The sequence below is a fragment of the Rathayibacter sp. AY1H2 genome, from assembly GCF_002931985.1.
Classification (GTDB): domain Bacteria; phylum Actinomycetota; class Actinomycetes; order Actinomycetales; family Microbacteriaceae; genus Rathayibacter.
This window is the reverse complement of the sequence record NZ_PSUV01000025.1, coordinates 1-14151: the sequence shown is the minus strand read 5'-3', so window position 1 is coordinate 14151 and position 14151 is coordinate 1. Positions and strand designations below refer to the sequence as shown.

Below are 14151 nucleotides of genomic sequence, written 5' to 3'. Positions count from 1 at the left end.
AGGAGTTTCAGTCTCGATAGCCGATCGTGCACCGGACGGATTCGTTAGGGGTTCTCGCTCGCCGGCCCTTCTGTGTCAGCGAGGAAGGCGGCGGCGAGTCGAGCGACCTTCTGGCGGTATCGCTCGCCGGCTCCGATGCCTCGCGCGTCGAGCTCGTCATCGACCTCGACAAGCGGCTGCGCAGCTGCCGGTCCGTCGTGACCGATCCGGTCGTGCACCCAGGATGAGAAGGAGCGGAGATCCCAGTCGCCGGTGAGGAAACGACGGCATGCGACGCGCAGCGCGAGAAGCGGGATCTCCTCACCGTCCCGATCCAATGGCCGCGCGCCCGCTTCGATGAGTGCCGCCGAGCTGAGGTCGAAGACGTCGGCGGGAGTGGCGCTGGAGTAGAGGGACGCGAGAGCGACAAGGGACTCGCTGTCACTCCCTGCTGCGACGAGATTCGCTGCCAGAGCGATCACGTCTCGGGGCTGGACCAGCCCGAAGAAGAGAGCGGCTGTCGTTTCGCGCAGGGTCGGGATCGAAGGGTCATCACGGTCTTCTGCATCGTCTCGCATCCGACCTCCTCCGACCAGTCGCTCGCTGCCGCCCCGCGCTGCTGTCGCGGCGGCGGCGTCAGCGCGACTCGACACGTCGATCGGAACCGGTCGGTGACAGGTCGGCCCGTGGCTGAACCCGTGCTCGAGCTCGTAGACGCATTCCGAGCAGACGTGACCGCCGGCCGGTCCGGCATCCGCGACGTGCTCCACCCACGGGTGAGAGCACGCGCAACAGGCCTCAGCGAGCAGGGAGCGGAACCGAGCGCGGCGCGAACGGCGCGCGTCAGCTCGCGGGCGCCAACGCGAGAGGCCGAACATCCCGTGAGCGTAGCGAGCGCATCGCCACGCCGTCGCGCGCTCCGCCGTGCTTCCATCGCTTCTGGCGTCCCGTAAGGGGGTCGCTGAGCAGGAACTTCTCGAGTCCCGCGGTGCCGATGATCGGTGCCGTGTGGCGGTACCGTCGTTGCCCCTTTCGTAGAGGACCTCTGTGATCACCGTCAGCAGGTCAGGGTGAACCTGACGAGCTGGAGACCAACGCTCGTCGCAGTGATGGCAGCGAACGCGATGAGCGACGCCGCCGGACGAGACGGCACTCTGCGTCTCTTGGACAGCATGAGGATGCTGGATGCGCCGAGCGCCCAGGCAGGTGTGCTGAGTGCGGCGATGAGGAGCAGGACGGGTCCGCCTGTCGGAGGCGGTCCAGGGTCATCCATCTCCGCGAAGCCCATCAGCCCGGCGATGAGGATCGCTAGTCCCGAGAACGTCACGATTCCGAGGATCGCTGTGAGGAGGAGGGCGTAGGGGAGCGCGGTCGATGTGAGCGCACGCGCGGTCTTCGCCGCCGCATAGACGGATCCTCCGATAACGAGCAGGGCGCCGAGGTACCAGGCTGCTGCGCTCAGCGGGATCTCGCGCGGCCGGCAGTCCGTCATGGCTGGTGAGGCGAGGGTCAGCAAGCTCGCGCCGGCCTGAACGAGAAGCGCGGCGACAACGGTGAGAACAATCGCCGTCGCACCGGCGATCCGCCTCGCGCGCAACCGTGCATCGTTCTGCTGGTCGGTCATGGGCTCGAGGGTAGCTACCCCAGTCGGATAAAGAGGTCTAGTGGAGGCGGCCGCCCTCCATGGGACCGTCAACCATGCGTCCGGTAGGGGATGCTCCACCGCGACAGATCCACTGTCTTGACGCAGGCACGAACGTGCTCACTCATCGCCTCATCACCATTGACGGTCCCGTGAGGGATCCCTGGCCGGCTGATGAGGTCGTGCTGTGGCCGGATTTAGCTGGTGAGTTGGCGGACTTGTTCGATGGAGAGCTGGCGGTCGGCGTAGAGGACGATTCGAGCGGTCGGGTCTGGGCTGTGCGCATCCGGACCTTCCCACCTCCGCTGGAGGCCGAGTCGCTCAATCGTGCGGCGGGAGCGTGCGTTGCGTTCTGCGACGACCGCGGTGACGGGCAGCTCCGGTCGGAGTAAGTGGGCGAGTTCGATGCCGGTGAGGGCGACTTCCTGCGCGTAGCCCTTTCCCCAGTGGTCGGGGTGGAGGGTGAACGCCACGTTCCAGGCCGCGTCGGAGAGGAGGGTGCATCCGCCCATTCCGATCAGATCATGGTTGTCGGTGGGGGAGTCGCGCCGGCGGATCACCCAGCTGCTGAGTCCGTCTTGTGTCCACTGGGTCCTCCGGTACGCGATGACGGCCCGGGTCTGATCGGCGGAGAGATGGAGGAGGAGCGGATCTTCTTCCGCGATCCGCGGATCGGTGTAGAGGCGGGACAGCTCGTGGAGGTCGGTTTCGGCGGGCCGGCACAGTCGGAGTCGGTCGGTGAGCACGTCGAGGTCCCCTGGGGCGCAGGCCTGTCCGTCGCTCACGATCATGGGACGAGGATTCCACGTTCCGACCACTCGACCAGCGTTATGTGCGCGTGCGATCCGTCGCGGGAGGCCGCCCGTACGGGGACGGGCTAGCGGTCAGTCCTGCGCAGTGAACTCGATCTCGGGTGCTGCCCCGTCCGCCAGGAGGAAGTAGCCGATGAACACGACGTCTTCGCTCGTGGTGTCGAACTTGGAGACGATGACCCCGGCAGGCTCGTAGAAGACGTCGCCCGCGCGAAGGGTGGTCTCGGCCTCCTCACCGATCTGGAAGGTGACCGACCCCCTTTCGATGGCTCCGAAGACAGGGCCGTTGTGAACGTGAGCACCGCCCTTCGTGCCAGCTGCGATTGAGATTCGGCGCACCTCGACGTGGGACACGTCCATGCCGCCTGCAAGCGACTGGTGGAGAAGAGTTGATCGAGTGATGGGCGATTCAGTCATGGTCACAGCCTGGTCGGACGGATCGCTCAGACGTGGGTCGTCGGACTCAGGAAATACGGCTCGCAATGTGCGGTTCTCGCCAACGGCCGCGTGGTCCGACACCCCCGCCGCTGCCGGAACTTGTCTCGATAGCCGATGGGCTAGCGCGTCAGACCCAGCGTTTCTCTGCAGACCTAAGTGCTCGTTCCGAGGGCTGCGGGGACAGCAGGTCACCGAGCTCGCGCTTCGCCTTCTGGTACCGACTGCGCGCCGTTGACGGCGGGACGGAGACGATCTGAGCTGCCTCGCTGAGAGAGAAGCCGTCCCAGTGCACCAGTCGCACGAGCTCTGCGAGCTCTGGAGCGAGCTTGTCCAGAGCTGCCCGTACGTCGAGGGCGATGTCGGAGGGTTCTGCGATCACGACGGTGGGGTCGATGGTGCCGCGGAGCTTCTCGGCGAGGAGGTCTTGGCGCCGGCGGGTCCTGCTGGTGTTCAGGACGACGTTCCGCGCGACCCCGAACAGCCAGAGGCGGGCGTCCTCGTCTGGCAGGGGCATGGATGACGATCGGCGCCACGCGATCGTCATTGTCTCGGAGAGCGCGTCGGGAGCGTCGTCGGCGCCGACTCGGCGTTCGAGGTAGTTCAGAAGGTCACGGGCTGTGGCGTCGAGGATCGTGACCACGCGATCGGCTCGGGTGTCGCGGCGGCTCACTGGGTGCGGTCTGCCTGGGTGAGGTCTGCGCAGTCGTCCTGGCTTCCGAAGGAGAGATCCGATCCGGTGACGGGATCGACCACTCCTCGATCTTCGAGCTCGTCCCAGACGACGTTGATGATCGCGCCCTCCACGGCTTGGCGGTACAGCTCATCTTCGGAGTACAACTCGGTCGCGGGCACCACGGTGTCGCCGTCGTCGCCGCGGACGGTCACGTCCCGGGCGACGATCCGAGCAAGCTCGCCGTCGACGTCCGCGAGGGCGAGCACGTCGGTGGTGCGAAGCACGTCCTGCATCTCCTTGATGTCCTCCGGGTCGCCTTCCTTGGCGACGCTTCGGAGCTCGCATTCTCTTCCGCTGGGCAGGGTGAAGTGGACAACGGAATCCGGATTCGCCACCCACGGCTCCCACCCCGAGAGCGTCGCTGCCGCTGCTGCACCCGTGCCGCCCAGCGTGAGAGCGACGACGGTCCCGATCACGAGCGCACGAGGCGTCGCCTGTCGCCTGCCGCGTCGCGCGTTCCACTCCGCTCCGCGAATCATCTCTCGAAGAGAGGAGTCGGAGACGGCTTCCGCCAGTGGGGTCGGCGGCGCCGATTCGTCCAGGAGCGCGTTCATCGCCCGATCGCTGCCCGCGTCGTGAGGTTCGGTGGTCATGATCTGCTCCTGTGCGCTCGAGTGGCCTTCACTCTGTACATGTCCGGCAGGACCCCGAATTGACGACGCGACGATGGAATCAGTCGAGAGTCTGTCCCGTAAGGGGATGGCCATCTGACGGAGCTAGACCTCGGCTTGGAGTTCCGACTTCAGCTGTTGTCGAAGTCGCGCGTATCGGGTCCGGATCGTGGAGGGGTTTTTCTCGAGGATGCGTGCGGCTTCTTCGAGGGTGAAGCCTTCCCAGTGGACCAAGCCGATGATGTCGCGATCAACGGCGGGCAACCTCTCGATGAGGTGGTGGAGGTGCGCGCTGATGTCGTCCAGCTGGTCGTGGGCCGGGTTGTGAACGACAATCTGGTCTCGGAGGCGGTCAACGAGGCTGGTTCGGCGGCGATTCGAGCGGTGGTGAGTAGCGAGGACTCGGCGTGCGACCCCGTAGATCCAGAGCGTCCCTTCGTTGCCGGCGGGTACGTCTTTCGCGCGGCGCCAGACGGTGAGCATGGTCTCGCTGAGGAGGTCGGGGGCGTCATCCAGGGGAGCTCGGCGGGAGAAGTAGCGCAGTAGCGGTTCCGCCTGGGCGAGAAGCAGGAGCTCCACCCGTCTGGCGCGCTCGTCGTCGCCTCGCCGCGTCGAGGAGGCTTTCGATGACAGCTGGTCGTCCAGGGTCACCGCAGTTCTCCTTCGCAGTCGGATTCGGCTCCGCTCAGCAGGTCCTCGGGCACCAGTTCGTCGGGGACTTCGGCCCAGATCACCGTGGTCAGAGCCGCCCCGAACGAGAACTTGTCGAGGTTGGCCTGCGTGAGGCCGGCGGCCTCTTCGCTGTTCCGTGGGATGTAGGGATGTGCGAGGGCTTCTTCGTAGACGCGCTGGCCGATCCCTGACCAGTCGTGCTCAGCGATGAAGTCCTTTACCGCTGCCGGGTCGCTCGTGCCGCCGATGCCGGCCTCGACCGCGTAGTGACAGCTGACCTGTCGACCCGAGTCGGTCGTGTAGTTGATCGGGACGATCGCGTCCGCATCGAATCCCACGGTGAAGACGACGGCCCCGGCTGTCGTCGCGGCGAGGACACCGATCACGGGGAGGATTAGAAGCGGGCGACGCCACCACGGACGCCGTGGTGTCGCGCTCTCCGCGGTGGCGGACACCAGGTCCTCAATAACAGTGCGAGACGCGAGCCCACCTATCGGACTACGTCCCGAGCGGGCCAGGAACTCATCGAATCCGTCGTCGTCCATCGTTTCCTCCTCGAGCAGACCTTGCTCTTCACTATGGACATGGCCGGTCGGGCGCGGAACGTCTCAGGAACGCCGTCCAAGTTCTAAATGGTTGGCTTCCGCCGCGCGGCCGACGTCCCGTATGGGGATCGTTCACCGGTACACGCATGAGCGACACCGACCGCCGCGAAATGTAGAGATGATCGCTCTGTGGCGGTGTTCTGCGATCGCATTATGGCGGCAGAGAGCGCTCGTTTGGAGCACACCTCAACTTGGCGTCAGGCGGGCTCGCTTAGCGAGTTGTCTCGTCCATCGAGTCGGGAGCCTGCTCGGGAGAGATCTCTGCGTCTTCGTGGCGGGCATTGCGCAGGGGGGAGAGTGCGACGATGAGCGCGGCTGCGGTGAAGGCGATCGCCGCCGCTCCGATCGTCAGGTTGTAGCCCCAAGCCGTTACGAGGACGCCGGTCAACAGCGCACCGAAGAGAAACACGACGCGATTCGCTGTGCGGATGGTGGAGTTCATGCGGCCCTGGATCTCGTCGGGCGCGATCGCTTGCCGGTATCCCGTGTCGTTGGCATCCTCAATACCCATCGACAGCCCGTAGACGAACTGCACGGCGCAGACGACGGGAAGCAGGAGACCGAGGCCGCTGTCCACGTCGAGGGGAAGAACGGCGAGTGCCAGCCAGGGCAGGATGACGAGCGCACGGCCCAGCAGGATCGCACGACCCGCTCCGACCCGCGCCCCGACAGCAGGTGCGACGAGAGCTCCGAGGAGGCCACCGACGCCGCCGAACGCGAGCGAGACGCCGAACGCCCAAGCGGGCAGGGACAGCTCTCGGAGAACGAACACCGCGAACACCGTCGTCACGATGCTGTTGCCGAGGAACCAGGCGTGGACGGAGAGCGCGAGCGGCCGGAGGGTGCGGTGCCGGTAGGTGAATCGCATTCCGTCGAGGATGTCGTGACCGATGTGACGGCCTGGTGCGCGGCGATCGGGCCGGCGCTCCTCCACCTTGATGCGTGATTGCAGCACCGCCGACACCGCGTTGATGGCAGCGTCGAAGGCGAGCAGGAGTGGTGAGCCGATCAGGTTGAGCAGTGCTCCGCCGAGCGCGGGTCCTGCCGTTCCCGCCAGGGTCTCGCTCTGGCCCAGTCGCGCGTTGGCCATCACCAAGGACGACCGGGGAACGATCTGCGGGAGGAACGGCTGCGCGGCGGAGTCCGCGAACAAGGTCAGGACACCGAGCAGCAGGACTGCCGCGGCGAGTGACCAGAAGGTGAGCGCATCGAGAAGGAGAAGGACGGGGATCATTCCCAGAATCAGCGCACGCCCGATGCTGGTGACGACCAACGTCCGCTGGCGCCGCCACCGATCCATGAGCGCGCCCACGATCAGACCGAACAGCAGGTACGGCACTACGCCGAGCGCCGCGAGAATGCTGATCTCCGCAGGCGTTGCGTTCAGTACCGAGACGATCAGCACCTGGAACGCGACACCCGCGATCGCACTGCCGAAAGAGCGGATGGTCGTTGCGCTCCAGAACAGCGCGAAGGGCGGAAGGCCGAGCCCTTCGCGCGGACCGTTCATCGGAACCCTCCGGGCAGCCGATCCATCTCTACGGTCCGCCGCGCATCAATCATTGGTGCCCCTCACGATTCAGTCCACTCTCCCAGAACAGCGGCCTGAGAGGATGTGGTGTCCGGTAGGGGATCGTTCAGCGAGACGTCCGCGAGCGGTGATGGAAGCCCGTGAGGGCACTCGGCTGGGACGGGGCTGACGTCGTTCGTGACTGGGTGCCGCGTCCTTGGAAGACGAAGCAGATGGCGGAAGCAACCTGCGCGAGGGGTGGCAAGTAGGCACAGGCGACGATGGCGACGATTTCCGCGCGCGTCGGCGTATCAGCGAGTTCAGCGATTATCGCGGCCCCGAGGAGCTGCGCGAGGAGCGATACTCCGATGATCCACAGGGCAGATTGTCGGAGGAGTCCTGCGCGCGTAGCGGCAATCGCACCGGCGAACGGTCCTGCGGTAGCGGCAATCAGGACTATGAGCGCGAGTGTCGTAGGAGTGAAGACCTGCACTTTTGGCCATGACAGGAGATACGTCGTTACCGACGCTCCGCACGCAACGGCGATGAGGGCGAGAGAAGCGACGCGATGCCCGCGGCGCAGCGCGATCGCCGCGGCGACGATCCATCCGATGGCGACGATCACACCGACGAAAGCGACAGCTCCTGACCAACCCAGCGCGATGGTTGCGACGTTGCCTGTTCGGGCCGCCAGCAATGCGAAGCGTGCTGGCACGTCGAGCACGGCAATGTACAGAACTGCCGCGATGGCGAATGTGATGCCGGTCGCTGTGGTCGGCAGGCGCGCTCGTCGGAACGGCGCGACGGCCGTCTCGAGGACGCCGGACCATGCGAGCGTTGCGCGGTCGACTCGAGAAGGGCCGAATCGACCCAACGCGTCGTCTCGGTCGAGGTAGGCGCTGATCGCCGACTCTGCGTTCCGTTCCCGCCACTCAGACCGATACCAGCGCAGGGAACGCCGGTAGGCGGTTGCGCCATTCATGCGGTCGCGCTTCGCCCGAGACCGCGCACGGCGCGAGCGGCGGCTCTCTCCATCACGGCGAGCCGCTCCGCATCTATGGCGAGTCGCGCGGAACCGGCATCGGTGAGTCGGAAGTAGCGCCGCGTACGACCGTTCACTTCCTCATCCCCGTCTGGACGAACGAGTCCCTGGCGCTCCAAGCGGTCTAGTGCGGCATAGAGAGTGGGGATCTTCAAGAGCATGGTGCCGTCTGACAGGCGTTGCACCTCGGAGACAATTCCATAGCCATGCGCTCGCCCCTGCGCCAGGACCGTCATGATCCATAGTCTCGGCTCTCGTATTTCCTCCACGGTGGCACCATACTCTATTTTGCAGAGTATCGTTGCTGCCGATCAAGCGTCTCACTGAGAGATCGCAGAACGGGCGGCTGGTCAGACGTTCGGGGCAGCGGCGTCAGCGCGACTCAACACGTCGATCGGAATCGGTCGATGACAAATCGGCCCGCTACTGAACTCATGCTCGAGCTCGTAGACGCACTCCGAGCAGACGGAGCTGCCGACCGCGCCGGCGTCCGCGAGGTGCTCTACCCAGGGGTGCGAGCACTCACCGCAGGCCTCAGCGAGTAAGACCCGGAACCGGGCGCGGCGCGAACGGCGAGCGTCAGCTCGCCGGTGCCACCGCGGAAGGCCGACCATCCCGTGAGCGTAGCGAGCGCGCCAGCAAGTAGTCGCGCGCGGCGCCTTATCCGCTCCGCCTCTGGTGTTCCGTTTGGGATCGCTGGCCGGGCGTCTGGGAGGATCAGCGCATGTTGCTGGACGCCGAGCTTGCCGCAGCGCTCGAGGCTGTCGGGATGCGGCGGCGTCATCCGGTTTCGGAGTACGACTACCGGATCGATGACGTGCGGCTGGTCGCTGGTCTGCTCGACTTTCGGCTTGTGCAGGTCGGCGGTCACACGGCTCGGATCAGGATCGCGTTGCCGTCGTCGGGAAATGATCAGCCCTGGATCTATGCCACCCCGCGAGATGCTGCGGACTGGACTTCGCAGCTGCTCGTGTGGATCGATGAAGAGGTGGGGACCGGTGGGCTTTCCGGCGGACGACTCCGAGTTGAGGAGGGCGGCGTGACGTACCTGGTTGTCGCGCCCTACGGCTGGCGGAGGGCCAGCGAGGAGGAGCACATAAGACTGCTTGACGGGACACGCGCGTAGAGGGCGTGCTTCCGCGGCTCGGAGGGGCGGATCAACCCCGGTAATCCAACCGTCCCGCATGGGGATGGTTGGCCGGGCGCCTAGACGTCTGCGGGCAGCGGTATCGTCCCGCGAAGCCTGTGGCGGTGAAGCTCGCACCGTCGATCATTACTCCGACGTTCGGGCCGGAGGACATCAGCGCGGGATGTTCCTACTGCGCTCGGAACTGGCGCTGGTCGCTGCAGTAGCAGTGATGGCCGCGAGCGGCTGTCCTGCGGAACGCTGCCGCCCGCGCCCGCGCGCGGCGCATCCCGCGCGCCGGGCTGGTGCGGGGAACGGCCCTCCCGCAGACGCCAACTTGCAGCTCGCTGCCACGAACACTGTCCCACTGATGATCTTCGAAGGGCATGCGTGTCCCGCTGCCAAGCCCGGGTGTCGGCAACACCCAGGGTTGTATTGCCGAGCTATGCGGAGTAGACCTAGACGTGCACGACGACCGCTCACAAGGGGTGAGCGCGGGGACTTGGATGAAGGTCGTAATAGTCATGCACACCTCACGAAATCGGTCCGCTGGCAAAATCGCCACGGTGTTCGTTGCGCTCGTCCTGGGTACGGTTGTCGCACCTGCCGCTCAGGCTGACGTACCAGGACTGAACACTCATTCCTGCGACGGACAGACGTACGACCACTCGCTCGGCAGCTACAGCAACGACCAGGGGGACTTGCCGATGCGTTGCGGAAATTCCCGGTTCGGACTGAATCACATCATCGCTCGCGGCCACTTTGACGCGGACACCAACTTCGATATTCAGCAGACACTCAGCTACGGCCTCTACGCACCCGGGAGCTCAGGCTCTAAGACGCTCTACGACGCGAACTGCACACCCGTCTACTTCGTTCTCTTCGGATATAACGCCTACAACGGCTCCGATCCCCTCGCTAACCCCATCGGCATCGTCAACGCCTACAAAATCGACAGCACCATAATCACCCGATCTACCAGCAGCACCACCGCCGCACCCATCATCCAACCGCCCTACGGGACCGGATGCCCCGTCTACACCCCGATCGAGAACGATTGACCGACACCCGCGACCTCGCCGACGTCGTGGGGTGGATGCGCCGCCACTACTCCACCCCGTACGACGTCATCGCGGCTACCGCAACCCACAGCTCAAACGGATGGAGCGTTGACACAACCATTCGAGCTACACCCACCTCCACTGACGAGGTAGTGAATCTCGACCAGTGGGACCCTGCCGCAATCGATTCCCTGACCACCGGAGGCGACCTTGCAGTCGAAGCCTTCGCGCTAATCTTGCACGCCAACCTCATCGAATGGTGGGATACGGAACGACCGAAAACGTCGACGCGATACTGAACCACTAAACAATGTGACGAATCAAGCATAAGATCCGAGCAGACACCCCCTGCGAGGCGACGGACGGAAAGCAGCTGATTGCTCCGTTGAGCGGCTCTTCACCGGCACGCCGACAGCATCACGGGCCGCCGACCGACTCGACCCTTCCCTCGGCAGCTCCCAGAACCGCGCCACCCCGGGCACGCTGCTTCAACTTCGATCCCATCGCCAACACTCCGACTCACGGTGGTATTGCAACGACCGGCTGAACCCAAGTCCCCCTAACGGACACCTCCGGAGTAGATGAGGACAGCCGCTCCGGCGTCGAGGAGCCTCTCCGGCCCCTGTTCGATGCGCGAGGATTTGGACATGCGTACCGATAGGGAATCGCTCTCCGCGTCGAGCGGGAGCCTCGCGCCCGCAGCGCGAGGCTCCTCTGACCCGGCCCGGCTCGAACGGGCTGCCACCCTCACCGTGCTGCGGGCAGGACACCCCCTTACTGGATTAGGGGTGCCTTGGGCGGGCGCATTCGACGGTAGTGCGGCGCGAGCCTCGGAGGGCTAGTGCGTCGATGCGTCCGGCGTCCGATGAGGGGTCGTCATCCGGCCGCCCAGGATGGCTGCGCATGAGACCGGAATCTCGCGGCGCTGTTTGTCGCAATAGACCCGCCCGATGAGATGCCCGATGGTGGGGCGTCAACTGACACACTGAGCGCACGGTCGCTCGTGGGATACGCCCGCGTCTCAACCGACAAGCAGGATGCGACCGCGTAGCGCGACGCGCTCCGGGCGGCCGGCGTCCCATCCGATCGGATCTACGTCGACTTGGGTCTGACCGGCCGGAACCGCGAGCGTCCCGCGCTACGAGAGGCGCTGGCTGCGTGTAACGCCGGATCGACTCTGCTCGTGACGAAGCTCGACCGGCTCGCGCGGTCCATCACAGACCCTCGCGACATCGTTGATGAGCTGACCCGCCGCGGGGTGAAGCTCAGCATCGGGGGATTGGTCCACGATCCGGAGGATCCGATCGGCCGGCTGCTGTTCGACGTGCTCGCGATGGTCGCGGAGTTCGAGGGGGATCTGATTCGTGCCCGCACTCGTGAGGGGATGAAGGTCGCGAAGGCCAAGGGGCGTCTGCGTGGCCGTCAGCCGAAGCTGTCGCCGAAGATCGAGGCGCATCTGGTCGCAGAGCATCGTGCCGGGAACTGCACCGTCGCCGAGTTCGCGGCGGAGTTCAAGGTCGCGCGGTCGACGGTCTATCGGGCGGTGCAGCGGGCTGATGCGCGCGCCGCTGGCGCTGTCGCCCTGGCGCCGCCGACGGAGGGCGCATGATGTCGGGGGCGGAGAGGGTACCTGCGCTGGTGCCGGAGAGGGTGGAAGTGCTGCCCGGTTGGTCTGCGCTTACACGTGTTCTCAGCACCGGGTGGGGAACTCTCGCCCAGGCGATCGCCTGTATCTGGCTCTTCGTCGGGTTCGCGGTCCTTCCTCCGGGATCGCGTCTGCCCCTTTTCGTGCAGCTGGTGCTGTTCTTCGCCGCTCTCGCTTGGTCAGTGATCTGTCTCGCGATCGGCACGTCCAGGGTCACCGGTGAGAAGGAAGCCGGTTACACGACCCTGGGGCTCGGGCGCATCACGGTTCCTGCGGTTGATGCGAGAACGGGCGTCGTCCTGCGGGCGGCAGGCGAGCCGCACTGCCGACTCGTCGGCCGGGTCCGGCACTCCACCGCCGAGGCGTCCGCCGCTCAGTCGAACCGCGCGCCCTCCGGCCGCGGCGGCAGCACGAACAGGATCAGCAAGAACACGTAGCCGGCGATCGGCACGAGGATCGCGAGGATCCACAGCCCGCTGCGGTTCACGTCGTGCAGTCGCCGCCAGATCAGCGAGAGCGACGGGAGGAACGTCGCCAGGGCGATCGCGCTTGCGGCGAGCGACACCCAGAAGGTCTGGAACGGCGCGCCGCTCGGGTACGGCGTCAGTGTGAAGTCGAGGCGCCACGGACCGCCGTCGGCCAGCTGCAGCAGCCCTGTGAGGACGCTGCCGAGGAGGATGATCCACCAGTACTCGGCCCGGCTCGCCCTCCCGCGGAAGCGGAGGTAGTTGCCGAAGAAGCGGCGGAGCGCCGCCATCGGCGGAGCCCCGTAGTAGGGGAGGGTCAGCGGCGGCTCGAGGGTGCTCGGGCTCATCGGGTTCCGTCTCTCATCCCTCGACCGTATCCCCTGCTCCCCGCGCCGCCGCGTCGGCCGTGCGGACGACATCCCGGTGTTCGCGCCGGAGGAACGCCGCCGTGTCCACGAAGCCGGAGGCCGCCGTCTTCACAACGGAGGAAGATCGTTCCAGCTCGAGCGTGAACGCGCGGATCGGCATGCGCCGGAGCACTTTCTTCCTCCGTCATCAACACGATCAGCGGGTAGGAACCGCCTCCGCCCGCACCGCCGCCGTCGCCCGGGCGTCGACGATCAGGCTGACGACGAGCCCCACCGCGACGATGACGATCGCGACCCACGGCAGCACGTCGAGCCCGCTCGCGTCGATCGCCAGTCCGCCGACGACCGCGCCGCCGCCGATGCCGATGTTGAACGCCGTCGTCTGGAGCGCCGCGGCGAGGCTCCGCAGCTGGAAGGAGGAGGTGCGCAGCATCCGGGTCTGCAGCATCGCCGGGATGCCGCCGAACGCGATGTTCCAGACCACGGCGGCGACGACCACGGCCGTGGCGGCGCCGGTGCCCGCGGCGACGGCCAGGCCCGCGAGCGCCAGCACGACCGCGATCGCGGCGACCACGAAGCCCGAGCGGGGGAACCGGTCGGTCGCGAAGCCGGCCAGGACGAGTCCGACCGCCCCCGCGCCGCCGAACGCGAAGAGCACGAGCGGCACCGTGTCGGGGGCGAAGGAGGCGTTCTCGAGCCAGGGCGTGATGTAGGTCGAGAGGGTGTTCTGGCCGATCAGCACCAGCAGGATGACGACGCAGACCCCGATGATGCGGGGGAGCGTCCGGTCCTTCCGCGCCGGCAGGCGGATCTCGCCGGTCCGCAGCGGGATGTGGTGGTCGACCGCGGGCAGGAACTTCACCACGATCAGCGCGAGCACGAGCACGACGCCGCCGAGGATCGCGAAGGTGGGCCGCCAGCCGAACGCGTGCCCGAGCGCCGTGCCCAGGGGGACGCCGAGGACGAAGGCCGCGGATCCGCCGCCCGCCGTGATCGCGGTCGCGCGGCCGAGCTGCTCCGGAGCGACGAGGTGCGCGGAGTAGGCGGCGACGATCGCCCAGAAGAGGCCGTGGGCGAGCCCGCCGAGGATGCGCGCGCCGATGAGCAGCCCGAAGGTGGGGGCGAGCGCGGCGAGGACGTTGGCGACCGCGATGGTGCACAGCGCCACGAGGAGGAGGCTCTTGCGCGAGAAGCGCTGGGTCACCAGGGTCAGCGGAGTCGTCGCGACGACGACGGTCGCGGCGAAGATCGTGACGAGCTGGCCGGTGAGCGAGATGCTCACCCCGAGGTCGCGCGACATGTCGGGGATGAGCCCGGTCGGGAGGAACTCGCTCGTCACGGAGACGAAGACGGCGCCGGCGAGCGTGAGCAGGCCGATCCAGGGGAAGGCGGGGGCTTTCGCGGTGTCCTGAGGGTTCACGGTGTCCTGAGGTCGGGGGC

Annotated in this window: 15 protein-coding genes and 1 pseudogene; 3 read left to right on the top strand and 13 right to left on the bottom strand. The window is 66.6% G+C overall.

Features of this window, described 5'->3' with window-relative positions:
- Positions 1-44: 44 nt before the first annotated feature.
- The 11 genes from C5C29_RS15045 to C5C29_RS17610 form a co-directional block, all read right to left on the bottom strand.
- Positions 45-557, bottom strand: a complete 513-nt coding sequence (locus C5C29_RS15045) for a hypothetical protein (RefSeq protein ID WP_104223346.1) — start codon at positions 555-557, stop codon at positions 45-47.
- 479 nt (positions 558-1036) lie between these two features.
- Positions 1037-1603 carry a hypothetical protein gene (locus C5C29_RS15040; protein WP_104223345.1) on the bottom strand — a complete coding sequence of 189 codons (567 nt, stop codon included), beginning with the start codon at positions 1601-1603 and terminating at the stop codon, positions 1037-1039.
- A gap of 215 nt (positions 1604-1818) precedes the next feature.
- The gene (locus C5C29_RS15035) at positions 1819-2412 is read right to left on the bottom strand and encodes a GNAT family N-acetyltransferase (RefSeq protein WP_104223344.1); all 594 of its coding nucleotides are present in this window, start codon (positions 2410-2412) and stop codon (positions 1819-1821) included.
- A gap of 93 nt (positions 2413-2505) precedes the next feature.
- Entirely contained in the window at positions 2506-2850 is a 345-nt protein-coding gene (locus tag C5C29_RS15030; protein ID WP_146082236.1) for a cupin domain-containing protein, read from the bottom strand.
- Between the two features lie 148 nt (positions 2851-2998).
- Complete coding sequence (locus C5C29_RS15025; RefSeq protein WP_146078957.1) at positions 2999-3511, bottom strand: RNA polymerase sigma factor; 513 nt, start codon at positions 3509-3511, stop codon at positions 2999-3001.
- Positions 3512-3537: 26 nt separating this feature from the next.
- Positions 3538-4158, bottom strand: coding sequence for a hypothetical protein (locus C5C29_RS15020; RefSeq protein ID WP_146076921.1), 621 nt, complete (start codon positions 4156-4158; stop codon positions 3538-3540).
- Positions 4159-4320: 162 nt separating this feature from the next.
- Positions 4321-4866 carry an RNA polymerase sigma factor gene (locus C5C29_RS15015; RefSeq protein ID WP_181065503.1) on the bottom strand — a complete coding sequence of 182 codons (546 nt, stop codon included), beginning with the start codon at positions 4864-4866 and terminating at the stop codon, positions 4321-4323.
- Positions 4863-5273 carry a hypothetical protein gene (locus C5C29_RS17250; RefSeq protein ID WP_181074927.1) on the bottom strand — a complete coding sequence of 137 codons (411 nt, stop codon included), beginning with the start codon at positions 5271-5273 and terminating at the stop codon, positions 4863-4865. Before C5C29_RS17250 ends, C5C29_RS15015 begins: the two co-directional genes overlap by 4 nt.
- A 430-nt stretch (positions 5274-5703) precedes the next feature.
- Positions 5704-7002 carry an MFS transporter gene (locus tag C5C29_RS15010; protein WP_104223340.1) on the bottom strand — a complete coding sequence of 433 codons (1299 nt, stop codon included), beginning with the start codon at positions 7000-7002 and terminating at the stop codon, positions 5704-5706.
- Between the two features lie 127 nt (positions 7003-7129).
- The gene (locus C5C29_RS16885) at positions 7130-7984 is read right to left on the bottom strand and encodes an NAD(P)(+) transhydrogenase (Re/Si-specific) subunit beta (protein ID WP_146082235.1); all 855 of its coding nucleotides are present in this window, start codon (positions 7982-7984) and stop codon (positions 7130-7132) included.
- Positions 7981-8280, bottom strand: coding sequence for a PadR family transcriptional regulator (locus C5C29_RS17610; protein ID WP_104223338.1), 300 nt, complete (start codon positions 8278-8280; stop codon positions 7981-7983). Before C5C29_RS17610 ends, C5C29_RS16885 begins: the two co-directional genes overlap by 4 nt.
- Before the next feature lie 488 nt (positions 8281-8768).
- Between C5C29_RS17610 and C5C29_RS14995 the strand changes: the two genes are divergently transcribed.
- The 3 genes and pseudogenes from C5C29_RS14995 (at position 8769) to C5C29_RS14985 (ending at position 11840) form a co-directional block, all read left to right on the top strand.
- Positions 8769-9170 carry a hypothetical protein gene (locus C5C29_RS14995; protein WP_104223337.1) on the top strand — a complete coding sequence of 134 codons (402 nt, stop codon included), beginning with the start codon at positions 8769-8771 and terminating at the stop codon, positions 9168-9170.
- A 464-nt stretch (positions 9171-9634) separates the two neighbouring features.
- Positions 9635-10231: a hypothetical protein gene (locus tag C5C29_RS14990; protein WP_146082234.1), complete on the top strand. Its 597-nt coding sequence runs from the start codon at positions 9635-9637 to the stop codon at positions 10229-10231.
- A 955-nt stretch (positions 10232-11186) separates the two neighbouring features.
- Positions 11187-11840, top strand: a pseudogene (locus C5C29_RS14985) (recombinase family protein).
- 409 nt (positions 11841-12249) lie between these two features.
- Here C5C29_RS14985 and C5C29_RS14975 read toward each other — a convergent pair.
- Together C5C29_RS14975 and C5C29_RS14970 are read right to left on the bottom strand one after the other, a co-directional pair.
- Positions 12250-12690, bottom strand: a complete 441-nt coding sequence (locus C5C29_RS14975; RefSeq protein WP_181074926.1) for a DUF805 domain-containing protein — start codon at positions 12688-12690, stop codon at positions 12250-12252.
- Between the two features lie 217 nt (positions 12691-12907).
- Positions 12908-14151: MFS transporter (locus C5C29_RS14970; RefSeq protein WP_219813009.1), on the bottom strand; the 1244-nt coding region annotated here is incomplete at its 5' end.